Here is a 24,461-nt window from a genome sequence, read left to right on the forward strand (position 1 = left end):
TCCTTTTTCTAAATACGAGTAACTTTATCAATACCGTTGATGTTCATTAAATTATCGGTCAGCTTTTTTAATACTGCCTTGTTTTTGACCACCACGGTAATTTTACCTTTAAAGGTGCCACCATCTGTACTGAAATTTAAATTACGCATATTTACGTGCATAATATCAGAAATTACTTCTGTAATATCGCTCACTAACCCCATGTTGTCAATACCCGTTAATACAATATCTGCCTGGTATTCTTGCTGAGAAGAATCTATCCATTTAGCGCTAATAATGCGGTAGGCATAATTAGATTGTAAAGAGATAGCATTAGGACAGTTCTTTTTGTGAACCTTTATACCTTCAGATACACTAACAAAACCAAATACATCATCGCCGGGTATTGGGTTACAGCATAAAGAGAGTTTATATTCTAACTTTTCTTCTTCTTTGCCAAAAACCAACATATCATACTTAGAGGTAATCTCATCTCTATTGATATCTTCTGGTATCGGCGTTTTGCGCATTCGGTTCTTGAAGAAACTAATGAACGCATTACTGTAAGATGAAGCAAAATCTTTAAGCATGGCATTGTCTATCGATCCAATACCAACTCTATAAAATAAATCTAAACTTGTTTTAAGCTTAAAGAAGGTGACCATTTTATTTATGGAATCTTCGTTCAGCGTTATTTTTTGTGATTTTAACTTACGACGTAAAATTTCTTTTCCGTCTTCGGCAACAGATTTTTTCTCTTCCCTTAAAACAGATTTAATTTTTGCTCTAGCCCGTGCGGTTGTAGCATAGTCTAACCAGTTTTGATTTGGTTTTGCTTGGTCAGAAGTGATAATTTCAAGTTGGTCTCCACTAGATAGGGTAGTATTCAATGGTACTAATTTACCATTGACTTTAGCGCCTCTTGTGCGCATACCTACTTCGGTATGTATGCTAAATGCAAAATCTAAGGGAGTAGCGCCTTTTGGTAAAGATTTTAATTCTCCTTTAGGGGTAAATACAAATATCTCTTTAGAATACAGGTTGAGCTTGAATTCTTCAACAAAATCTACTGCATTGGTATTGGCGTTTTCTAATGCTTCTTGAAGCTTGTTCAACCAAATTTCAATACCCTGTTCTTTTTGATTGCCATGCTTGTATTTAAAGTGTGCTGCATAACCTTTCTCCGCTATTTCGTGCATGCGTTCACTTCTGATCTGTACTTCTACCCATTTTCCTTTAGGTCCCATTACGGTGATGTGTAAGGCTTCGTAACCCGTAGATTTAGGTGATGAGATCCAATCTCTTAATCGAACAGGGTTAGGGGTAAAGTGATCAGTTACGATAGAATAAATTTTCCAAGCAAGAAACTTCTCGTTCTGTACATCGGACTTATAGATAATTCGAATTGCAAACTTATCATAGATTTCCTCAAAAGTGACATTCTGGGCAATCATCTTTTTACGCATAGAGAAGATAGACTTCATCCTCCCTTTTATAATATAATTGAGTCCTTCTTTTTTAAGGGAATTGTCAATAGTGTCCGAAAAGGCATCGATATATGCTTGCTGATCTTCCTTGCTATCTTCTATTTTATCTTTAATAGACTTATAGACCTCAGGTTCAGTATACTTTAAGCTTAAGTCTTCTAATTCCGTTTTAATATTGTAAAGCCCTATTCTATGTGCTAAAGGGGCATATATGTATAAGGTTTCAGAAGCAATTTTCACTTGCTTATGCTCTGGCATAGAATCCATAGTGAGCATATTGTGATATCTATCTGCAATTTTAATAATGATTACCCTTACATCATCATTTAAAGTCAAGAGCATTTTTCTGAAATTCTCTGCCTGTTGAGAGATGTTCATGTCTTTCTTTAAATGCGATATTTTTGTGAGTCCGTCAACAATACGTGCCACGGTTTCACCAAACATGCGGTCAATATCATCTAAGGTATATTCGGTATCTTCTACAACATCATGTAGTAGGGCAGAGGCAATAGATACAGCATCTAGACCAATTTCTGATGCCACAATTTTTGCTACAGCTATAGGGTGAAAAATATAGGCTTCGCCAGATTTTCTTCGTTGAGTTTTGTGCGCATCAACAGCTATCTCAAAAGCACTTCGTATTAGTTTTTTATCCTCATCTGTTAAGGTTTGATAACTAATACGTAGTAATTCTTTATACTCGTGAGCTATAAGCTTATTTTCCTCTTCTATTTCTACCTGTGTCATACTAGATTAAAAATAAGATAATCTTATATGATGGGCAACAAAAATTATGCCTTTAAATTACGTATGCGGTCAATAAGTGGAGGATGGGAATAGTGCATGAAAACATATGCAGGATGCGGAGTCAAGTTACTAAGACTGTTTTTTGATAGTTTTTTTAAAGAAGTCACTAATGGCAAGGCTGCGTAAGTGGTCTTTGCATAGTCATCTGCTTGATACTCGAATTTTCTTGAATAATAATTCATTAATAACCCGGTGATTTCTGAAATGGGACTGTATAAGATTCCGAAACCGATTAATGCGGCATGAAAACTTGGTCTGTCTACACCTATTGCCAAAGAAACTTCAGGGTTATTAATAAATAATGACAGTATAAATAACATTACACCTGTTAGTACTATTGATGTGGCTAAATTAAATATGACGTGTTTTCGTTTATAATGCCCTATTTCATGGGCTAAAACAGCAACAATTTCTTCTTCTTCTAAATCATTGATCAAAGTATCATATAGGGTTACGCGCTTCTCTTTTCCGAAGCCCGAGAAATAAGCATTTGCTTTTGTAGATCGTTTGGATCCATTAATGACAAAAATGTTTTGAAGGTCAAAACCTACCTGAGCTGCGTAATTTTCTATTTTTTCTTTTAAACTGCCAGCTTCTAAAGGCTCTTGTTTGTTGAACAAAGGCACAATTAATTTACTGTAGAATAAATTCATGAATAAGGTGAATACCGCTACAAATGCCCAGGTATACACCCAAAAGTTAGTGCCTGCCCATTCAAAAAACCAAATGACTAACGATAGAATTGCGCCGCCAAAAATAATGGTCATTGCCCATTTCTTTAATTTGTCAATTAAAAATGTCGTTTTTGTGGTTTTGTTGAATCCGAATTTTTCTTCGATTACAAAGGTTTGGTAGTATGAAAAGGGGATGTTGAGAATATCGCTTCCTAACATAATAATACCAAAGAATACTAGCGCCTGTATAATAATGTTCTCGCTGATATTTTGAGCAACATTATCTACCCAAGCAAATCCGCCGAAAAATAAAAAGGCTAAAATTAATACTAAAGAAAAAATAGAGGTAAAAACACCAAACTTGTAATTGGTTAATTTATATGCCTGAGATTTTTCATATTCCTCAGCATTGTAAACATCATTTAAATCTTCTGGAATAGGGTCTTTAAATCGTTTTGCGTTCAAATAATTCATTACAGTAGCAAGTATGAATTCTGCAATCAAAATGAAAAGGATACAATAAAAGACGAATGTTTTATCCATATAGTGTAGTTGCAAACGAAAACTGTACTATAAAAAGTATATATGTTACTTGTTTATTTTTCGCTGTCGTTTCGCTTCAAAGATAAGTATTGCTGCAGATACCGAAACGTTCATAGAATCTATTTTACCTTCCATAGGTATTATGATGTTCTGAGTGCTGTTTTCAAGCCATTCATCACTTAGTCCTGAATGTTCTGTACCTACTACTATTGCGGTAGGTTCTTTAAAATCAACTGTCGTATAATCTTTAGATGCTGAAAGTGCAGCACAGAATATCTGAAATCCTTCTTTCTTTAAATAGGATATAATTTCAGTAGTACTGCCCATTTTTACATTTCTAGAAAAAAGGCATCCTACGCTGGATCTTATAATATTCGGATTGTATAAATCTGTTTTCGGGTTTGCGATTAAAACAGCGTCTAAATTTGCTGCATCTGCAGTTCTTAGTAATGCGCCTATATTACCAGGTTTTTCAGGAGCCTCGGCGATAAGAACCAGCGGATTCTTAGTCTCGAATTTCAATGTCGAAAGTTGGTGGTCTTTGCTTTTGGCGATTGCTATAATACCCTCGGTGGTATCTCGGTAGGCTATTTTTTTATAAACATCTAAGCTTACTGAAATCAGTTCTTCACTTGTGAATGATTTTAAAATAGCATTTTCATTGGCATTTTCTAGAATATCTGTGCAGTATAAAATCGTCTCTATTTTATATTGCGCACCAATGGCTAATTGAAGTTCAAGCAAACCTTCTAACACAAAAAGTCCCGTTTTTTTGCGCTCCCTAGATTTTTCTTTTAAGAGTAAAACCTTTTTAATGAGCTGGTTTTGTAGGCTGCTTATGTGTTTTGTTTCTTGCATGTGCTACAAAAATAGTTCAATTTGGTAAGTCCGTTATATTTTATCGACTAAGCGATTTCAAAAAATAATAAATAATTAATTGAAATGATGAGTAAATTTTACCTTTTGGTTTTAGCCTTGGCTATATTTTCATGTAAAGAAGCACCTAAAAAAGAAATGATTACCGATGCTGTTGAAGAAGTGGCTGTTAAGGTAAATTTAGATAAATATCCTACGGAATTAAATAAAGTATTTGAAGCTCATGGTGGCTTAAATGCCTGGAAAGGGTATAAAACATTGAATTTTGAAATGCCTAATGAGAAATTCAACGAAATACAAACTATTGACATTCAAAAAAGATTCGATAAAATTTCTACACCAGATTACACACTTGGCTATAACGGAGAAGTTTGGCTTTTAGACAACACCGGTAATTATGAAGGCAAGCCAAAATTCTATCATAATTTAATGTTCTACTTCTACGCAATGCCATTTGTATTGTCAGATGACGGAATAAAATATGAAGAAGTTGATGCGTTGGTTTATAATGGAGTTTCATACCCAGGATATAAGATTTCATATAATAGCGGAGTAGGAGCTTCTTCTACAGATGAGTACTACATTCATTATGATGCAAAAACATATGAAATGAGATGGTTAGGGTATACCATGACCTATTTTAGTGGTGAACCGTCTACTAAAGTAAATTGGATAAATTATGCCGATTGGGTAAAAGTTGATGCCGTTTCGTTGCCGAAATCAATTACATGGCATAAAGTAGAGGAAGGCGAAATTAAAGGAGCAGCTAAAACCGTAAACTTTGAAAATGCTAGTTTATCTACAGACGCTAAACCACTTGACTTTTATGCCGCACCTGAGAATGCCGTATTTGTAGAGTAAGGCTTTTCTCAAAATCATATAATTTTTTTAAAATAGGTGCCATTTTTATGGCACCTTATTTTTTATACCTAACTTGGAATTTATCTAATTTTTAAAGGGATATGAATGTACTTTTTTTTGGCATAACAAAAGATATTGTAGGTAGTTCTGAAGTTAGCTTTTCTGATGAATTTAAGCCTGTAAATGTTGCCGAACTAAAAAAACAACTTATTAAATCGTATCCTGAATTTTCTAAATTGAATTCATTGGCAGTAGCTGTAAATAGTGAATATGCTGATGATAATGTGCTATTGAACGGCAATGAAGAAATTGCCATTATACCACCAGTAAGCGGAGGCTAATGAAGAAAATAATCGAAATAGTTGATGTAATTGATACTGCTAAGGTGTATGCTGAATTAAGCGATGCCAATAGTGGCGGAATCTGTGTTTTTGTGGGTGCCGTACGTGAGTTTACGAACAATGAAGAAGTAGTTGCATTGGAGTTTGAAACGTATAAAGCTATGGCGTTAAAAGAAATGGAGAAGATTGCCGACACCGCAATGCAAAAATGGTCATTGAATAAAGTGGTCATGAGACATGCCGTTGGTGAAAAAGCTGTTGAAGAACCAGTAGTAATTGTTGGTGCGTCATCTGCTCATAGAGATGCTTGTTTTGAAGCATGTAGGTTTTTAATAGATACCCTAAAGGAAACAGTACCTATCTGGAAAAAAGAGAAGTTTAAGAATAAAACGGTTTGGGTTTCCGCCCATCCTTGATTTTTTGGAAAAGAGAAGTTAGAAGAGAGAGAATAGAATATAGAAAAGAGATAATAGAGTAAAGAAAATAGAAAATAGAGTAAAGAAAATAGAAAATAGAGAAGAGAAGTTAGAAAATAGAATAAAGAAAATTGAGTATAGAGAAGAGAGAATTTGAACTCGAACTTGTTTTTGCATTTGAACTTGAACGTTATTTTTGAATTTGAATTTGTTTTTTGAATTTGTATTTGTATTTGTTTTTTGAGTTTGAACTTGACTCTTGAACTTGAACTTATTTTTTCAACTTGAACTTGTTTTTTTGTATTTGTATTTGTATTTGTATTTGAATTTGTAATGTAAGTATGTTAGTAGACAACCATAATAGAGCAATAAATTACTTGAGATTAGCGGTTACAGACCGTTGCAATCTTCGTTGTAATTATTGCATGCCAGAGGAGGGGATCAATTTTGCCAAAAATGACAAGTTGTTTAACATAGATGAGTTGGTGAAATTAAGTGAGATTGTAGTTTCTCAAGGCATAGATAAAATTCGTATTACTGGTGGTGAGCCTTTTGTTCGTAAGGATTTAATGGTATTACTACGCAGCTTGTCAAAGTTAGACGGACTAAATGATATTTCTGTTACTACAAATGCCACTTTAATAGGTCCGCATATAGATGAGTTGAAAAAACTAGGCATTAAGAATATTAATGTCAGTATGGATGCTATCAACCGTGAGACTTTTGAGCGTATTACGCGCCGTGATCATTACGACGTGGTGTATAATAATATGATTCGCTTAATCACTGAAGGCTTCAATGTTCGTATTAATTTTATTGCTTTAGAGGGTCAGAATACAGATGATATTCTACCTATGTTAGAGCTAACAAAGCACTACAATGTGTCAGTACGTTATCTGGAAGAAATGCCTTTTAATGGTGGTTCAAAAGAATTTCAGACTATCAAATGGGATTTTAAGACTATTCTTGAGCATATTAAAAGTGAGCACCCAGATTATTATAAATTAGAATCTCCAAAAACATCAACATCTATAAATTATAAGATTCCCGGTTTTAAAGGGACTTTCGGAGTAATTCCTTCTTTCAGTAGAACTTTCTGCGGAAGTTGTAATCGTTTGCGAATTTCGGCTACAGGTGATGTTATTACGTGTTTGTACGCCAAAGCAAGTGCCAACCTTAGAGATATTATGAGAGCTGATGATGTGGAAGAAAATATTAAAAAAGAAATTTTAAAGGCTGTAGGCAGTCGTGCTAAAACAGGTTTTGAAGCACAAGAAAAATATAAAGACGTTTTTAGTAATTCAATGACTTCAATAGGAGGATGATGCAGAAGAAATTATCACACATAGATGAATCTGGGAATGCTACTATGGTAGATGTTTCTCAAAAAATAGCTTCGGTACGTACCGCAATTGCTAGTGGAACGATAAAATTTCCGCCAGAGGTTTTTAAATCATTGTCTGATCAAGATTTTGTTGGTAAAAAAGGAAGTATTGTACAAACAGCGGTTATTGCAGGTATACAAGGTGTAAAGAAAACGGCGGAATTGATTCCGTTATGCCATCAAATAAACCTATCAAAAATCAATGTTGAAATTGAACCAGGTATAGATGCTTTCCAAATAACATGTACGGTTAAGTGTAATGAAAAAACAGGTGTTGAAATGGAAGCTTTAACGGGAGTTTCAATAGCTGCATTAACGATCTATGATATGTGTAAGGCTCTTTCACAAGATATAGTGATCGGTGCAATTCAATTAGAACAAAAAACAGGAGGAAAAAATGATTTCCAACGCTAAGTTATACGGATTGGTGCTTTCAGGTGGAAAAAGCACAAGAATGGGAGAGGATAAAGGTTTGATTACGTATCATAACCTGCCACAACGTGAACATTTATATCATTTATTAAGTGAGGTTTGTAATCAAACATTTCTAAGTATTCGTAAAGATCAAGAAAGTGAGATTTCCAATTCGTTTAAAACTATTCTAGATCAAGATGAATTTCGTGGTCCGTACAACGGATTGCTATCGGCTCATAAAGCACACCCTGAAGCTGCTTGGTTAGTTTTGGCTTGCGATTTACCGTTAATGGATAAAAAGGCACTTGAAGAATTAATAGCTGCAAGAAACTCAGATAAGATAGCAAGTGCATTTGCCGATGCTGAAGATCCTCTACCAGAACCACTTTGTGCTATTTGGGAACCAGAAGCTTTAAAGCAATCTGTTGAATACCTAAAAGCAGGAAACGGATCTTGTCCAAGAAAATTCTTAATTAATGCAGATGTCAACTTGGTGTTTCCAAAACAAAAAGAAGTACTGCTAAATGCAAATTCAAGAGCAGAATATGAAGAAGCGCTACTTAAAATAGCACCATGAACGAGGAACGTTACCTAAGACAAATCACTTTAGACGGATTTGGAACCGAAGGTCAGCATAAGCTAAATAAAGCTAAAGTGCTTGTTGTTGGTGCTGGCGGACTAGGTATTCCCGTGTTAACTTATTTGAATGCCATGGGTGTTGGTACTTTAGGTATTGTTGATGCAGATGTGGTATCATTATCTAACCTTCACCGTCAAGTTTTGTTTACTGAAGCTATGGTAGGTAGTCCTAAAGTTGAGGCAGTAAAAAAACAATTGTCAGCTCAGAATTCTACAACCAGTATACAGACTTACAAGTCTTTTTTATCAACCTCTAACGCTCTTGATATTATTAAAGATTATGATGTTGTTGTTGATGCTACAGATAATTTTCCCACTAGATATTTAATTAATGATGCCTGTGTAATTGCAAATAAACCTTTCGTTTATGGTGCTTTACACGCTTTTGAGGGTCAGGTGAGCGTTTTTAATCATAAAGGCGGGCCAACATATCGTTGTTTGTTCCCGTCCATGCCAGCGGCAGATACGGTGCCTAATTGTGATGAAAATGGCGTATTGGGTATTTTGCCTGGTATTATTGGTAATCTACAAGCTTTAGAAGTAGTTAAGATTATTGCAGAAATAGGAGAGGTGTTATCAGGTGTACTGTTACTATTTGATACGCTTACTCAACGAACACAACGAATGAAGTTCAATTTGCAACCAGGTAACAATGAAATTAAAACGCTCGCAACTAGCTACGAGTTTGACTGTGAGCTTCCTTTGAAATCAGTAGAAGCGGAGGAATTTAATACTATTCTGATTGAACAGGCTGTTGAGCTAATTGATGTGCGCACAGTAAAAGAATTTCTAAGACAACATTTAAAAGAGGCCAAACATATTCCCTTAGGCGAACTAATCAATAGAGTGGCTGAGGTTAATCTTGAGAATACAGTTTATGTTATTTGTCAGTCTGGTGTACGAAGTAAAAAGGCAATTATCAAGTTGCAAGAATTATTTCCAGGTAAAGATTTTGTCAATGTAAGCGGAGGTATGAACCAGATGAAAAATTATGTTGATACCTATTGAGCAATTGGTGTTTTTGTGCATTGGTTTTTTCATCATTGCCACCTTATATTCTTCTGTAGGATTTGGTGGTGGCTCTAGTTATTTGGCATTATTGACACTTGTTTTAACTAGTTTTTTTGCCATACGATCTATTGCATTGGTTTGTAATTTGGTGGTAGTTTCAGGTAGTACGTATCTCTATTTTAAAAATGGTCATGCAAAACTAAAAGATTTTCTTCCCTTTGTTTTGGCGAGTATTCCGTTAGCATACATAGGCGCAACATTCCGATTAAAAGAAAGTGTTTTTTTTATAATTTTAGGATGCTCACTTATTCTTTCCGCCTTGTTCTTGGCTGTTCAGACGGTTGAAATTGATAAGTCAAAAAAAGAAGTGAAAGACTATCCCAACTATATAAGTTACGTTTTAGGTGCGGGAATCGGATTCTTATCAGGATTGGTTGGTATCGGTGGAGGTATATTTCTAGCTCCCGTTCTCAATCATTTGCGATGGAACAAAGCCATAAAAATAGCAGCCTTAGCAAGTTTCTTTATTTTAGTGAATTCGGTGTCTGGTTTATTCGGATTAATTACTAGTGATTCGCTATCACTGCCATGGCGAGAAACTATTTGCTTGGTTATAGCGGTTCTTCTTGGCGGACAGTTAGGTATTCGTATCAGTCTTAAAAAACTGTCTGCAAATGGTATTAAAAGGGTTACCGCTTTATTAGTATTTGTTGTGGGTATTAGAGTCTTGTTGGTAAACGGTCTCGGGTTATTTTAGAAGTTTAAAATAATTAGCTACAATTCTTTAATGCTATAGTTTGTAATAGTTTTACCTTTAATTCTATGATTACATTTAAAGAAGCATTTCAAAAAGTGTTAGCCCATCCTCTAGATTTAGGCATAGAGGTCGTTTCACTTATGGATAGTTTGAATAGAATTTTGGCAGAAGATATTTATGCCGATAGAGATTTTCCTCCGTTTAATCGCGCTACCAAAGATGGCATTGCTATTCAGTATTCAACTCTTGTTAATAATGGTCACCTTTTTACAATAGAAGGCGAAGCTGCTGCGGGTGTGGTTCAACAAGTTCTAACGGATAAAAACAATTGTTTAGAGGTAATGACTGGTGCTGTAGTGCCAGAAAATTGTGATACTGTTGTTATGTATGAAAACATTACTATTGAAAATGGCAAGGTTTCCCTAAATGAGAATGTCGTAAAAGGTCAGAATATTCATTATCAAGGCAGCGATGAAAAAGCAGATGCGCTTCTTTTATCAAAAGGGAAAAAAATCAGTCCTGCAGAAATCGGAGTAATGGCTACTGTTGGTAAAGCAAAAGTAAAGGTTATGGGTAACCCTAAAGTTTGCACTATTGCCACGGGTAATGAATTGGTTGATGTAGATGAAACTCCCGAGCCACACCAAATACGAAAATCGAATATGTTGACTATTGAAGCGGCATTATTGAATTCTAAAATTGACGCCAGTTCTCTTCATTTGTTAGATGATAAAAAAGAAATTGAACGAGAACTAGAAAAAGCTTTACAGGATAATGATGTTCTATTATTGAGTGGCGGAGTATCAAAAGGGAAGTTCGATTTTATACCAGATGTAATGGCGTCGCTGGGAGTTCAAAAAGTGTTTCATAGAGTGTTACAAAGACCGGGAAAACCATTTTGGTTCGGTTTTCACCCAAAGCTGAAAACGGTTATTTTTTCTTTTCCAGGAAACCCTGTTTCTACATTTGCCAATTATCACCTCTATTTTTTGCCATGGTTGCAGACCTCTTGGGGACTTCCAATAGATAATTCGTATATTAAGCTTAGTACAGCGATTACAATAACACAGCCGCTAACTAGATTTTTTCAGGTTAGTACAGAAGTAAAAGGAGGTATATTTTGGGCAACGCTTGTTGTTGAAAACGGTTCGGGAGATTTAACCAGCTTGGCAAAGGCAGACGGTTTTATTTGTCTTGAACCAAGAGATGAAGATTATGAAGTAGGTGAGGTAGTACGCTTTGTAAAGACCAGATAGTAACCAATTAAATTTTTTTATATGAGTCCAATGTTAAAGAATATTTTGGTGGTAGTAGCCGGAATTGTTTTTGGTAGCATCGTTAATATGGGAATTATAATGATCAGTGGTTCTATTATTCCGCCACCAGAAGGTGCAGATATAACAACTATGGAAGGTTTAAAGGCTTCTATACACTTATTTGAACCCAAGCATTTTATTTTCCCGTTTTTGGCTCATGCGTTAGGTACTTTGGTGGGTGCAGTTATAGCAACAAAAATTGCCGCAACGAGAAAATTATTGATGGCACTGCTTGTAGGTTTATTTTTCTTAATTGGTGGTACTGCAAATATTGTAATGCTTGGCGGGCCAATGTGGTTTACAGCCTTAGATATTATAGTAGCTTATATGCCTATGGGATATCTAGGATATATGCTTGCTAAAAAAAATAGCTAATTTATTTTAAATCAAAAGAGGCTGTCTAAAATGTTAGACAGCCTCTTTTATTATATCAACTTAAAAAGTTTATTTTCCTTCGTACTTGCCCATGTAGCGTTTCCAAAGCTTAGTTTGGTGTGTTTCTAAAGAAACTGTTCTACCGTCTATAAACACATGTGTTACCTGATTTCCAGCCATATCTAAAGCATCACCTTCAGATATAAAAAGGGTTGCGCTTTTACCATTCTCTAACGTTCCATAGAAGTCATCGATACCTAATATTTTAGCTGTATTACCGGTTAAAAGTTGAACAGCTACTTCTTTATCTAGACCCTGTTGTACAACTTGCCCAGCATAGAAAGGTAAGTTTCTAGTCTGAAAATTTTCTGCATCTGAATTTTGAATAGCTACCATTAATCCTGCATCTACCAATAATTTAGGGAGCTTATAAGGTAAGTCGTAGTCATCATCATCGAATGTGGGGAGATTATGAGTGTACTGAACCAGTACAGGAATATTGTTGCTCTTTAAAAACTCGGGGATTTTATAAGCTTGGTAGCCACCAATTAGAACCACTTCTTTGGCGCCATTAGATTTTAAAGTGTTGATAGCATCTATAATCTGTTTTTCATCATCTGCATGTACATATAGTTTTTGACTACCATCAAATACACCTTGCATTGCTGCATATGCCGGGTTTACCTCTTTAGGAGTAGATTTGCCATAAGCTTCAGCATTTTTGAAAAATGTAACTACTTCTTCCATTTGTTTAGCATAGTCTTTATTTGGTTGATACCCTGGTTCTTCACCTGCCCACCAACGACCTTCTTTAAAAGTTGTTGGCCAGTTTAAATGAATACCGTCATCTACTTTAATAGCAGCATCTTCCCAGTTCCAAGCATCAAACTGTACAATGCTGGAGGTACCAGAAATACGACCACCAGTCGGGGCGATTTGTGCGATTAAAACTCCATTCGGGCGCATACTCTCTACTACTTTAGATTCCGCATTATAAGCGATCAAACTTCGTACGTGCGGAATAAAATCGCCTATTTCATCTTCATCGTTCGATGCTCTAACGGCATCTATTTCTACTAAGCCTAATGTTTTGGCGGGGGCAATGAAGCCTGGGTAAACATGTTTACCGGTTGCATCGATTACTTTTCCTTTTCTCGCAATCTTCAATTTTGAATCGCCTACGAAAGTAATTTTTCCGTCTTCGAACATAATTAAAGAACTTTCAATTACTTCGCCGTTACCCAAGTGTGCAGTTGCACCTTCAATAGTAATAGCTTCGGTCTGTTTAGCACCGGGTGTTTGTTGTGCCATAGTCGGTATGACCAAACCTAGGGCTATGATTAAGGTTATGAATTTTTTCATGTGTATTATTTTATGTTTTTGAACTATTGCTTGTGGAATTATAGACTATCGCAAGTAAAATCTTTTTTCACACTTTGTTTCGGACCTTGTGTTTTTTTACCGCCACTTTTTTCTTTAAGCATCATCGTAACCAATTCGTTTCTTTCCTTCTTAATGGTTTCACGATTTTTCTTATCGGTTTCCAAATCGAAATAGGTAACACCATCGATCATTGTTTTTTCAGCTTTCGAGTATACTGAAAGCGGACTGCCAGACCATAATACCAAATCGGCATCTTTGCCTTCTTTAATACTACCTACACGATTATCTAAATGTAAAAGTTTTGCAGGGTTGATAGTTACCATCTTCCAAGCTTCCAATTCTGTCATGCCACCATACTTAATAGTTTTAGCAGCTTCTTGGTTTAACCTTCTAATCATTTCGCGGTCATCACTATTAATTGCAGTAACAACACCTTGCTGTTGCATTATTGCAGCATTGTAAGGTATGGCATCGTTCACTTCAAACTTGTATGCCCACCAGTCGCTGAACGTACCAGCGCCAACACCGTGTTCTGCCATTTTATCGGCAACTTTGTAACCTTCTAAAATATGTGTGAATGTATTAATTCTGAATCCGAAATGTTCGGCTACTTTCATCATCATATTGATCTCACTTTGTACATAAGAGTGGCACGAAATAAAACGCTCTCCGTTTATGATTTCTGCCAATACTTCCATTTCTTCATCATATCTATATGGCTCTCCATTTTTCTTTTTGGAGTCATATTCTTTAGCTCTTTGAAAGTAGTTCATGTACATCTGTTCAACACCCATACGTGTTTGCGGAAAACGAGAGAAGCTACCCCAGTTACTTTGTTTTACATTTTCGCCAAGGGCGAATTTGATAAACTTTGGCGAGTTCTCATAAATTAATCCGTCTGCTTCTTCTCCCCATTTTAATTTCAATATGGCAGATCGACCACCAATTGGGTTTGCAGATCCGTGCAATAACTGTAAAGAAGTTACCCCACCGGCAAGTGAGTGGTAAATACCCATGTGTTCTGGGTCTACGACATCTTCCATTTTAACTTCAGCAGTACTATTTTGTCCGGCTTCGTTTACCGCCAAAGCTGCAATATGGCTATGTTCGTCAATAATACCTGCAGTTAAGTGCTTTCCGGTTGCGTCGACTACGGTTGCACCGCTGGCACTTAAATCTTTTCCTATTTTGATGATTTTTCCATTTTTAACCAATACATCAGTATTTTCTAGAATACCAGCTTCTTCGCTTGTCCATACGGTAGCGTTTTTGAATAATGTATTTATTGCCTTTGGTTTAGATGCGAATCCGTATCCTACATTAGGGAAGGTCACTGGCATTACTTTAATCACGTCTTCTTTTGTATCTTTTTCAGCTTCCTTTTCTGTAAACGATTTTGATTTTGTGGCCGTAAATTGAGATTCTGTACCATCTGGCAATACCAAACGACCCGATAAATTGTCTGATGCTTTAGTAATCGCACCAATCATTCTATATGTTTTTTCACCTTTATCGGTCGCAAATGACATCGTAACCCAGTTGTCATCGTAAGCAATTTTAGAAGTCAATTTGGTCGTGTCTTGCTTTACTTCGATAGCCGGTTTTGAAATTTCACCTGTTATAGAAACATTATACGATTTGCCTTGAACTGTTAAACTATAATCTCCACGAATATCTTTTGAATCCATAGAATTGACAACACTTTTTGTACCCTGTACCCAGTTTTCGTAAAGCGTAGTAGATGTATCAAAGACATCACCAGAAGTAATTAAGAAGTTAGCAAGTGCCCCTGTTTTCAAAGAACCAATTTCATTTGATTTTCCTAATATTTGTGCAGGAACAGTCGTTAAGGCTTCTAATGCTTTGGTAGATGAAAGTCCGTATTCAATGGCTTTCATTAGCTTTTCTTTGAAATTAGCAGGTGATTTTAAATCATGGGTTGTTAATGAAAATTGAATTCCGTTCTCTGCTAATACTTTCGGATTGGATGGTGCTTGATTCCAATAACGCATATCTTGTAAAGAGATATAGCCAACAGCATATGGGTTAGAAACATCGTACGCCTCTGGAAAGTTTAGCGGTAAAATATATTTGGCATTGGTAGCCTTTATTTCTTCAATACGTTCAAATTCATTACCACCACCTAAAATAGTATATTGTATTCCGTTGGCATCACCGACCTTATCGGCACGTAAATCGTTAGATTTATCTTTAGCTTCGAAAATTTGAACTAAGTTTTTATTACTGTTCAATGCTTCTAACGACAAATCTTTCGTAGTCGCATTGCCTTTTGCATACCAGTCTGCATCGCTATACATTTGCCTTAATAAAGCTAAAGTACCCATTAATGAACCAGGGTAAGATTGCCCTTTAGCTATACTTCTGCTCAATGAAAAATACTGTGCAGAACGGTCATCTAAAATTCTATTTGCATTAGTTCCGTTTCCGTTTAAAGCGATTAGAACACCGGTACCTCTGGCGATACCATCTTGAATGTGAGAGTTAACGACACCAAAACCTGCATCACGTAGCACTTTTGCTTCTTTGTCATCATAAGTGAATTTTTCGACTGCCTTATTCTCTGGCATAATATGGTCGTTCCAGTAATAGCCTTCACGCGATGGTTCGTACTCGGCAGATCTTCCTCTGCCCGGTTTTTTCTTAGCTTGTTCTACTCCGAATTTAGAATATACATCAATAAAAGAAGGGTAGATAGATTTGCCTTGTAAATCAATTACAACAGCATTTTTCGGAATGCTAACAGTACTTGATGCACTAACAACTTTGCCATGTTGAATCAATAAAGTTCCCTTTTCAATTACTTGTGTAGGGGTAACAAAGATTTTCGCATTTGTAAAAGCCGTATAATTGTTTTCATTGACTTTTACCCCGGCGTTTTCTGGGAAATAATCTTGAGCAGTTAAAAATGAGCCATACCCGAGTAGGCATAGCGCAAAAATTAGTTTTTTCATTATGTTTGGTTTGAATTAGTGTTTTAAAAATACTCGGATTCTGCAGTAAAATTGGTCTCTTTCACTTTTGTTTAACAGTTCAGCAGATCGTTATTACTGATAGTTATTATTTTCTTAAAATATTATAAGAAGAGCAGTGATAATACATTTAGAATACGAAGTTCTAACCTTGTTTTAAAGTGGATGATCTTTATGGTAGGCAACTAAAAATAAAACAACGGCACTATAACTTTTAATACCTTCAGTTTGATTATTAGCTTTTAGAAAAGTATCGAATATTGATTTGAAAACAGGTCCCATAGGGTTTTCGTAAGAATTCCAGAATATGGACATTTCTTGAAAATTGTTTTTTACACCAGAATTTAATAGTAACATCAATCTATCAAAATCTTCGTTATCAGTGCGTCTTACATCATTTAAACAATACCCTAGTGCATAAGCATAGGCGGCATATTTGAAATATAAATCTTCATTATTCGACGTTACCAAATAGCCAATAAAGTTTGTTTCGTTCTCGGCGGAGTATCCTAATTGGTGACCCACTTCATGACCTGCAACAAAAGGGAATCTAAAGTTAGGTAGCAAGTCATTTACTTGAGCCTCGTTGGTAAACGGATTCAAATATCCGGCGTAGCCCATATATGTTAATCCGGTGTTGAACGATGATTTTTTTAAACTTGGACGATCATAGATCAAAAACGGATATATTGTTTTTAAGTTATCATATCCCTGTATGGTTTTATCAAAAATTTCTTTCTGAGAATACGGGATATTAACGGCTAAACTGGAGTCTTTTGTAATGGTAAATTGAGATTCGTTGGTTTTGCGAATTAATCGTTCTGTAAATTCTAACAAATCTTGATAATCTTTATTAGGAACCAACTCTAATTTTTCAGCCAGCGGTTCTCTATAATAATTCATACCCCACATTACATGAAATGTGAAATAAGTAACAGAGAGAACCATAGCTATATTCTGTAGAAATTGAAGCTTATGTCGCCATATATAATTTCTGTTTTTAATAAGGTAAACAAGCGCAAGAATTAGCAGAACAAAGTAAAGAATGTCACCAACAGAAAAGGGAACCCACCCGAAGAGTAGTCTAAAGAATTTAGAAATAACGGGGTATAACCCAGTACTGTAATACTGTTCAACTAAATCTGGTCGTGTACCTAGCCATTTGACGATAATGATTTGGGGAATCAATGAAATTGCAATGGCATTCTTAAAAGATATCTTCATTATCTCAAAAATAGCGAAATCCTTTTTCTATCAGTATTTTTGTAGGCACTAACCGTGAAAAATAATGTATGGATATTAATAAATTGGAGCCAACGGCTGTTTGGAAGAATTTTTCAAGATTAAACGCAGTACCTAGACCCTCTAAAAAAGAGGAAAGGGTAATCAGTTTTATGTTAGAATTTGGTAATGCCCTTGGCTTAGAAACTTTATCTGATGCCATTGGTAATGTTATTATTAGAAAACCTGCTACTAAGGGCCTGGAAGGCAAGAAAATGATAACATTGCAGAGTCATTTAGATATGGTGCACCAAAAAAATGCAGATACTACTTTCGATTTTGATACTCAAGGAATAGAAATGTATGTTGATGAAGATTGGGTAAAAGCTAAGGGTACCACTTTAGGTGCCGATAATGGTATGGGCGTAGCTGCTATAATGGCTCTTTTAGAAAGTACAGATATTCAACACCCTGCGCTTGAAGCCTTATTTACCATTGATGAGGAAACTGGTATGACTGGCGCTTTTGAGTTAAAAGCTGGAGTGTTACAGGGACAAATTCTTTTGAATTTAGATACCGAAGAAGATGATGAAATTGATATAGGTTGTGCCGGTGGTATTGATGTTACGGCAAAGAGGAACTACAATGAAAAAGACGGAGCTCATGGTGATGCAGGTATAAAAATTACGGTAAAAGGTTTGAAAGGCGGACATAGTGGTATGGATATTCATAAAGGATTGGGGAATGCCAATAAAATTATGAATCGATTACTTTATTTAGGACTTGATTATAATGTTCGTATTAGTTCATTAAACGGCGGAAGTCTAAGAAACGCGATACCAAGAGAAAGTGTTTGTAAATTAAACGTCGGTAGAAAACACGCCGATAAGTTTTTGAAAAAAGTTAATAAGCTTTCTGAAGCGATAAAGGCAGAGTTGAGTGTTCAAGAGCCTAACTTACATATAGAATTTGCTGATATTAAGCCTGCTAAAAAAGTAATGGGTTTAGGTGCTCAAGAAAAATTGATTAAGGCTGTTTATGCAGCGCATAACGGAGTTTACGCTATGAGTGGCGCTATCGAGGATTTGGTAGAGACGTCAAATAATATAGCCATTGTAAAGGTTGAAAAGGGAGAAATAAAAATTGGTTGTTTAACTCGTTCATCGGTTGATACCGCAAAGTTAGATTTGGCGAATTCTTTACGTTCTGCCTTTGAGGTCAGTGGTTTTGATGTGACATTTAGTGGTGCTTACCCTGGGTGGAATCCGAATCCGGATTCTGAAATACTTTCTGTTGTGAAAGCTACATATATAGATTTGTTTAAAGACCAACCAAGAGTTGTTGCTTGTCATGCAGGTCTGGAATGTGGAATTTTAGGTAAAAATTATCCTGATGTCGATATGGTTAGTTTTGGACCTACTATTCTTGGAGCTCATTCACCAGATGAGCGTGTAAGTATTTCGTCTGTTCAAAAATTCTGGAGTTTGCTGTTAGAGATTTTGCAGCATACAAATTAAAATAAAAAATAAGAATTTGTTTTAAAGAATCCCTAGTTAAAACTGGGGATTTTTACTTTTTAACTCTTCTCTAACCATTAATCCGCTTTGCGTTAAATCACTTGTATTCCATCCTCCGGTAAAACTAGCGTTAGGTAACAGCGCTGCTGAACTTTCTTCTTTATCGGCTATAGACCAGTTGCACCACGATATGTTGTTGTCGTCTAGAAAAGTCCACCAAAGATTAGCCTCGGCGACATCAATAAAACCATCGCCAGATGCATCGGTTGTGCCAAATTCGGTAACAAAAATCGGTATGTTGTTATCTAGTGCTTCTTGAGCAGTATCTCGTAATTCTTGTCTGTGTGTGGTAGCATAGTAATGTAAGGTGTAGGCAACATTATCATCATCAATTTCATTACCTATGACATCATCTACATTTTGCGACCAGTTTCTTGTGCCACAAACTACAATATTATCTGGGTCGTATTTTCTAATTTCGGCAATTACTGCTTCATGGTATGGTTTTAAAACCGTGTTCCATGATATATCTAAAGGCTCATTGTAAATTTCATAAATGATGTTGGGTTGATTGCCGTACTTCTGTGCAACTTCGGTAAAAAAGACTTTTGCTTGTTCTTCGTAATCTTCAGCATGGTGACTATGCCAGTCTACTATTACATAAATACCTTCTGCAATTGCAGCATCTATAACAGTAAATACTTTTTTTTTTTCAGTCTCAGGGTTGGTAATGTAGCCTTCTGAATCTTCGACTGCCATGGCGGCTCTGACAATGGTACACTGCCAATCGTCTTTTAGCCAAGCTACAGTTTCTGGTGTGTAGTATTCACCAATCCATTGGCTCCAGAAAAATGACATACCACGTAATTGAACCTCATTGTTATTTTGGTCAAGTATTCTGGTACCATCTATATGCAATTGCCCGTGCAATGATACCACAGTATCATCTGAATTCGGAGTTGTGGGAGTAGTTGGGGAAGTGGGCGTTTCTTCGTTGGTATTTTCTGTGACCTTAATTGGGTCGGTATTATCAACGTTGCTAGTGCCGCAAGAAAAAAATATAATTGAAAAAAGAAAAACTATAATCGTTATCCTAAATTGTTTAAACATAAGAGTTCTAATTTTTAAGGTTAACGATTATAGTTTTAGATATGAATACTATTCAGAAATACCCGTAATTTCTAAATCAAATACTAAATCTGCATCTGGTGGAATTGGACCACCACCTTGTGGACCATATCCTAAATGAGAAGGTATGAACAAACGAACTTTATCACCAACTTTCATTGTTAAAAGCCCTTCTCTAAATCCTGCAATTAAACGAGATTCTGGAGAGTAGTCCATTGGTACTGGCATGTAACCACCACCTTGTTGTCTCTTAATGTCGAACATACCATATTTCTGAGCAACTTCTTCGTAGTTGCTATCGAACAAAGTACCATCCATTAAATAACCAGCATACATTACGTTAACTTTTTGACCTACAGCAGGCTTTTCGCCACTACCGCTTTCTAAAGTTAATACTTTAAGTCCAGAAGGTAAAGCTGTAGCTTTTGCTTTTTGAGCTTCGGTTGAAGAAGCGAATTCAGCTTTTATTTTTTGAACTTCAGCTAGTTTTTCAGCTTTCTCTTTCTCAATAGCAGCGAGTCTATCTTCTTCACCATCAAAATAATCGGTCATGATTTTTACAGCATCGAACTTACGTGCTTCTTTACCGTTTCTAATGATTTCTACTGTAGTCATCGTAACTGGTTCTACTGGCTTATTACCAGCGCCTACTGCAACATTTGCAATAGAATCAACCACATCAATACCTTCGACAACTTCACCAAAAACGGTGTGTTTGTTGTTTAACCAAGGCGTTTCTTTATGAGTGATGAAAAACTGGCTACCGTTAGTTGTTGGGCCAGAGTTTGCCATTGAAAGTATACCTTTTTTATCATGTACTAATGAATCATTGAATTCATCCATGAACTTATAACCTGGGTTACCGGTTCCTTGTCCTAATGGATCACCACCTTGAATCATGAAATCTTTCATAATTCTGTGAAATGTTAGTCCGTCATAATATTTTTTACCTTTATATTCTTCACTAACAAAAGTATTTGTTCCCTCTGCTAAAGAGATAAAGTTAGCAACTGTAACAGGAGTTTTATCTTGCTCTAAACGAACGATAATATCGCCTTTAGATGTTTTGATGTCGGCAAACAAACCGTCTCCTAAATCGGCTCTTTTTCCGGTTTTGCAGCTGGCTAATACTAAGGCTATAACTGCAAGCAAGTACATTTTTTTAATCATAATGGTCATTTTAATTTACTGTGTTGTCTTCTTGTTTTTCTATTTGTAAAATTGTAATTGTAGATTTAAGAGGAATATTACTTCCTATTTTATTTTCATCGCCATGGTAACCATAAGCAATCGACGACGGAAAAAGAAAAGTGGCACGTTCATTAACTTTTAGCATTTTTACGGCATCCCTAAGACCTAAAAAAAGCTCTTGCTTATCTACTTTATAGGTAACTACACCAATTTCTTCTTTCGAATAGATGGTGTCGTTTTCTAAGGTTAATATATCATAGCTGAATGCTACTAAATCTCCTGTTTTAGATGTGTAATTGCTTTCTTCATTTACCGTTAAGTAATGATACCATGATCCAGAATTACTGTGCGAGTAGTGTTTTAAAGAATCTAATTTTATAACTTCTTGAATTTTATTTTCTTCGGCTTCCAATAGTTTGCGGCTTCTTTCTATAGAAGCCTTAAAGAAACTTCCGCTTTTTGTTTGAATGGGTTTTCTTGGTTCAGGTCCATCGCAACTAACGACCAAAATAGCTAAAAATAAAAATGAAACTAATCTCATGATTGTAATTGATTCTTATATAAAGGTAGTAACGAAGTAAATTTGGCAATGGTTTCCTCTAAATTATCATCACTTTTTCCGCCTGCAGCATTTGTATGTCCGCCACCACTAAAATGTTTTCTTGCGAAATCATTTACCGAAAATTCTCCGACAGATCTGAAAGAAATTTTATAAATACCTTCTTCTCTATTTTCTATAAATATGACGGCAAATTTAATACCATCTAAAGTTAAACCATAGTTTACAAAGCCTTCGGTGTCTCCTTTTTGATATTTATACGTATCTAACTCATCTTGACTCATTGTAATATAGGCCGTTGAATACTCTTCTAATATGACCATATTCTTCAATGCACAACCCAATAAATGTAGTCTACTCGGAGAATTAGTGTCATATATACGGTGATGAATTTCTGTTCCTTCAGCACCTTTATCCATAAGGTCGGCAATAACTCTGTGTGTATTACTGGTTGTCGCTGCAAATTTAAAAGAACCAGTGTCTGTCATAATACCGGTATATATACAATTAGCCATTTCTGGGGTAATACTGTTTTCACCACCTAATTGATTTATCAATACATACACCATCTCGCAAGTAGAGCTCATTTTAACATCTGAGTACATGATTTTAGCGTAATCTGATGGCTCTTGGTGATGGTCTACCATTACAAAAGTGGCCTTTGAAGATTCTAATATCTCGCTCATTTGACCAACACGACCTAGGTGGTTAAAATCTAATGTACATATGATATCAGCATTATTAATACATGCTTTGGACTGCGAATTTTCTTTTTCAAAATTCAAGATTTGGTCTGAGCCTGGCATCCATTTTAAAAACTTCGGATAGTCGTTCGGTGCAACAATACTAGCTGTATGACCGGTATTTACCAAATAATGCCAAAGTGCCAATGTTGATCCAATAGCATCTCCATCGGGATTCTTATGTGGTATAATCGCTATTTTCTTTGGTGAAGAAAGAAGCTTTTTAAGCTCGTTTAGGTGCTCTAAATTCATGGCGGCAAAGATACAATTTAATAATATAGGCTTTAAAACGAAAGCCTTAATTTTACCCAGACTTAACTATCTCATATGAAAATTACGTACTTTTTTATCGCTACATTCTTGTTGGTGGGGTGTTCTTCAAATAAAAAACCAATTGAAAATGAATCTGCCAAGCCCGATTTTACCTTGGCTTTCGGTTCTTGTAATAGAATAGATTTGCCTAATCTTCTGTGGGATGATATTTTAAATACCAAGCCCGATGTTTGGGTGTGGGGCGGTGATAATATTTATGCCGATACCGATGATATGGCTGCATTACGAGCGATGTATACTAAGCAGAAGGAGCAAACGGAATATAAAAAGCTAGTAGCAACCACTGATATTTTAGGTACTTGGGATGATCATGATTACGGATTAAATGATGGCGGAGTAGAGTTTGAAGCCAAAGATGCCAGTCAGCAAGAGTTTTTAAATTTTATGAATGTGCCAGAAGATAGTCCGCTAAGAAAGCGGAAGGGAGTCTATAATGCCAAGAAATATGATATAGGTGACCATTCTATCACGTTTATCATACTTGATACACGTTATTTTAGAACAAAATTGACGCCTGATACTGAAACCTCTAAAAGAGTTAAACCAAACGAATATGGCGACGGTACTTTGTTAGGTGATGTGCAGTGGGCATGGTTGGAAAATGAACTAAATACATCTAAATCTGATTTTAATATTATTGTCAGCAGTGTTCAGTACTTGTCCAATGAACACGGATTCGAAGCTTGGGGTAATTTTCCGCATGAGGTTGATAAGTTGGCAAAGGTAATAGCAGATTCTAAGGCTGCGGGAGTAATTGTACTATCTGGTGATCGACATATTTCTGAATTTTCAAAAACGGTTATTGATGGTATGAACTATCCATTAATAGATTTTACAAGTAGCGGACTTACACATGCTTATAGAGGTTTTGCCGGTGAGCCTAATAAGTATAGAGTAGGGGAAGTTGTTTTTACTGAAAGTTTCGGAATTCTGGAGTTTGATTTTAACGCTAAAAAGGTTGATTTTAAAATAGTTGGAGATAACGGAATAGTGTTAGAGAAACTAGAACAAGTCTACGAATAGTTGTGAGATATGTATAAAAACGTATTTTTGCGCAAAAATTAAGATATGAGTACGAATAGAACGTTTACAATGATTAAACCAGATGCCGTTAAAAACGGACATATTGGGGCTATTTTAGAAAAAATTACTGCTGCTGGTTTTAAAATCGTAGCGATGAAATATACACAATTGAGCTTAAGAGATACACAAGAATTTTATGGTGTACATAGAGAGCGTCCATTTTTTGGTGAATTAGTTGAATTCATGACAAGTGGTACAATTGTAGCGGCTATATTAGAAAAAGAGAATGCTGTTGAAGATTTTAGAGCATTGATCGGTGCTACCAACCCTGCAGATGCAGCTGAAGGTACTATTCGTAAAATGTTTGCTACTAGTATTGGAGAGAATGCAGTTCATGGTTCAGATAGCGATGAGAATGCAGCTATTGAAGGGTCATTCCATTTTGCAGGTAGAGAAATCTATTAAGACTTTTTATACTATATTTAAAAAGCCA

23 protein-coding genes are annotated in these 24,461 nt (G+C 35.8%); 13 read left to right on the forward strand and 10 right to left on the reverse strand.

Annotated features, from left to right (window positions below):
• Positions 1-8: 8 nt before the first annotated feature.
• Genes ACPF9A_RS16830 through ACPF9A_RS16840 form a run of 3 tightly spaced genes read right to left on the reverse strand, consistent with a single transcriptional unit; the run spans position 9 to position 4,348 of the window.
• On the reverse strand, positions 9-2,213 hold the full coding sequence (locus ACPF9A_RS16830; protein WP_423998659.1) for a RelA/SpoT family protein: 2,205 nt from the start codon (positions 2,211-2,213) through the stop codon (positions 9-11).
• A gap of 44 nt (positions 2,214-2,257) precedes the next feature.
• Complete coding sequence (locus ACPF9A_RS16835; protein WP_423998661.1) at positions 2,258-3,490, reverse strand: M48 family metallopeptidase; 1,233 nt, start codon at positions 3,488-3,490, stop codon at positions 2,258-2,260.
• A gap of 45 nt (positions 3,491-3,535) precedes the next feature.
• Positions 3,536-4,348 (reverse strand): TrmH family RNA methyltransferase, encoded by an 813-nt coding sequence (locus tag ACPF9A_RS16840; RefSeq protein ID WP_423998663.1) that lies wholly within the window; start codon positions 4,346-4,348, stop codon positions 3,536-3,538.
• Between the two features lie 84 nt (positions 4,349-4,432).
• Between ACPF9A_RS16840 and ACPF9A_RS16845 the strand changes: the two genes are divergently transcribed.
• The 10 genes from ACPF9A_RS16845 to ACPF9A_RS16890 all read left to right on the forward strand — a co-directional run bounded on the left by ACPF9A_RS16845 (position 4,433) and on the right by ACPF9A_RS16890 (position 11,880).
• Positions 4,433-5,227 carry a DUF6503 family protein gene (locus ACPF9A_RS16845; protein WP_423998665.1) on the forward strand — a complete coding sequence of 265 codons (795 nt, stop codon included), beginning with the start codon at positions 4,433-4,435 and terminating at the stop codon, positions 5,225-5,227.
• 101 nt (positions 5,228-5,328) lie between these two features.
• Positions 5,329-5,568 carry a MoaD/ThiS family protein gene (locus tag ACPF9A_RS16850; protein ID WP_423998667.1) on the forward strand — a complete coding sequence of 80 codons (240 nt, stop codon included), beginning with the start codon at positions 5,329-5,331 and terminating at the stop codon, positions 5,566-5,568.
• Positions 5,568-5,984, forward strand: coding sequence for a molybdenum cofactor biosynthesis protein MoaE (locus tag ACPF9A_RS16855; RefSeq protein WP_423998669.1), 417 nt, complete (start codon positions 5,568-5,570; stop codon positions 5,982-5,984). Before ACPF9A_RS16850 ends, ACPF9A_RS16855 begins: the two co-directional genes overlap by 1 nt.
• Positions 5,985-6,325: 341 nt before the next feature.
• Positions 6,326-7,309 carry a GTP 3',8-cyclase MoaA gene (gene moaA, locus ACPF9A_RS16860; RefSeq protein WP_423998671.1) on the forward strand — a complete coding sequence of 328 codons (984 nt, stop codon included), beginning with the start codon at positions 6,326-6,328 and terminating at the stop codon, positions 7,307-7,309.
• Positions 7,306-7,782, forward strand: a complete 477-nt coding sequence (gene moaC / locus ACPF9A_RS16865) for a cyclic pyranopterin monophosphate synthase MoaC (protein WP_423998673.1) — start codon at positions 7,306-7,308, stop codon at positions 7,780-7,782. Before moaA ends, moaC begins: the two co-directional genes overlap by 4 nt.
• Positions 7,766-8,359: an NTP transferase domain-containing protein gene (locus tag ACPF9A_RS16870; protein ID WP_423998675.1), complete on the forward strand. Its 594-nt coding sequence runs from the start codon at positions 7,766-7,768 to the stop codon at positions 8,357-8,359. The genes moaC and ACPF9A_RS16870 overlap by 17 nt, the downstream gene beginning before the upstream one ends.
• Positions 8,356-9,429: a ThiF family adenylyltransferase gene (locus ACPF9A_RS16875; protein ID WP_423998677.1), complete on the forward strand. Its 1,074-nt coding sequence runs from the start codon at positions 8,356-8,358 to the stop codon at positions 9,427-9,429. Before ACPF9A_RS16870 ends, ACPF9A_RS16875 begins: the two co-directional genes overlap by 4 nt.
• Entirely contained in the window at positions 9,413-10,189 is a 777-nt protein-coding gene (locus ACPF9A_RS16880; protein WP_423998679.1) for a sulfite exporter TauE/SafE family protein, read from the forward strand. The genes ACPF9A_RS16875 and ACPF9A_RS16880 overlap by 17 nt, the downstream gene beginning before the upstream one ends.
• 65 nt (positions 10,190-10,254) lie before the next feature.
• Positions 10,255-11,445 (forward strand): molybdopterin molybdotransferase MoeA, encoded by a 1,191-nt coding sequence (locus ACPF9A_RS16885; RefSeq protein WP_423998681.1) that lies wholly within the window; start codon positions 10,255-10,257, stop codon positions 11,443-11,445.
• A gap of 21 nt (positions 11,446-11,466) precedes the next feature.
• Positions 11,467-11,880 (forward strand): hypothetical protein, encoded by a 414-nt coding sequence (locus ACPF9A_RS16890; protein ID WP_423998683.1) that lies wholly within the window; start codon positions 11,467-11,469, stop codon positions 11,878-11,880.
• Between the two features lie 69 nt (positions 11,881-11,949).
• On the opposite strand, the gene ACPF9A_RS16895 is transcribed toward ACPF9A_RS16890, so the two are convergent.
• The 3 genes from ACPF9A_RS16895 to ACPF9A_RS16905 all read right to left on the reverse strand — a co-directional run bounded on the left by ACPF9A_RS16895 (position 11,950) and on the right by ACPF9A_RS16905 (position 17,477).
• Positions 11,950-13,242 (reverse strand): amidohydrolase family protein, encoded by a 1,293-nt coding sequence (locus tag ACPF9A_RS16895; protein WP_423998685.1) that lies wholly within the window; start codon positions 13,240-13,242, stop codon positions 11,950-11,952.
• A gap of 38 nt (positions 13,243-13,280) precedes the next feature.
• Entirely contained in the window at positions 13,281-16,235 is a 2,955-nt protein-coding gene (locus tag ACPF9A_RS16900; protein WP_423998687.1) for an amidohydrolase family protein, read from the reverse strand.
• Positions 16,236-16,409: 174 nt separating this feature from the next.
• Positions 16,410-17,477, reverse strand: a complete 1,068-nt coding sequence (locus tag ACPF9A_RS16905) for a DUF3810 domain-containing protein (RefSeq protein ID WP_423998689.1) — start codon at positions 17,475-17,477, stop codon at positions 16,410-16,412.
• Positions 17,478-17,545: 68 nt separating this feature from the next.
• On the opposite strand from ACPF9A_RS16905, the gene ACPF9A_RS16910 reads away from it, so the two are divergent.
• On the forward strand, positions 17,546-18,991 hold the full coding sequence (locus ACPF9A_RS16910) for an aminoacyl-histidine dipeptidase (protein ID WP_423998691.1): 1,446 nt from the start codon (positions 17,546-17,548) through the stop codon (positions 18,989-18,991).
• Positions 18,992-19,027: 36 nt separating this feature from the next.
• Here ACPF9A_RS16910 and ACPF9A_RS16915 read toward each other — a convergent pair whose 3' ends face one another.
• From ACPF9A_RS16915 to ACPF9A_RS16930, 4 genes are read right to left on the reverse strand one after another with little or no spacing between them, the layout of a single operon-like run.
• Entirely contained in the window at positions 19,028-20,101 is a 1,074-nt protein-coding gene (locus tag ACPF9A_RS16915; RefSeq protein WP_423998693.1) for a glycoside hydrolase family 5 protein, read from the reverse strand.
• Positions 20,102-20,149: 48 nt separating this feature from the next.
• On the reverse strand, positions 20,150-21,286 hold the full coding sequence (locus tag ACPF9A_RS16920) for a peptidylprolyl isomerase (protein WP_424004507.1): 1,137 nt from the start codon (positions 21,284-21,286) through the stop codon (positions 20,150-20,152).
• A 13-nt stretch (positions 21,287-21,299) separates the two neighbouring features.
• Positions 21,300-21,851, reverse strand: a complete 552-nt coding sequence (gldI, locus tag ACPF9A_RS16925; RefSeq protein ID WP_423998695.1) for a gliding motility-associated peptidyl-prolyl isomerase GldI — start codon at positions 21,849-21,851, stop codon at positions 21,300-21,302.
• Entirely contained in the window at positions 21,848-22,864 is a 1,017-nt protein-coding gene (locus ACPF9A_RS16930; RefSeq protein ID WP_423998697.1) for a DHH family phosphoesterase, read from the reverse strand. The genes gldI and ACPF9A_RS16930 overlap by 4 nt, the downstream gene beginning before the upstream one ends.
• A 75-nt stretch (positions 22,865-22,939) precedes the next feature.
• Here ACPF9A_RS16930 and ACPF9A_RS16935 point away from each other — a divergent pair, with 75 nt between their 5' ends.
• Positions 22,940-23,968: an alkaline phosphatase D family protein gene (locus ACPF9A_RS16935; RefSeq protein ID WP_423998699.1), complete on the forward strand. Its 1,029-nt coding sequence runs from the start codon at positions 22,940-22,942 to the stop codon at positions 23,966-23,968.
• Positions 23,969-24,013: 45 nt separating this feature from the next.
• A complete protein-coding gene (locus ACPF9A_RS16940; protein WP_423998701.1) occupies positions 24,014-24,433 on the forward strand; it encodes a nucleoside-diphosphate kinase in 420 nt (139 codons plus the stop codon).
• Positions 24,434-24,461: the final 28 nt, after the last annotated feature.

The sequence above is a fragment of the Maribacter sp. IgM3_T14_3 genome (assembly GCF_049603095.1).
Taxonomy (GTDB): Bacteria; Bacteroidota; Bacteroidia; order Flavobacteriales; family Flavobacteriaceae; genus Maribacter.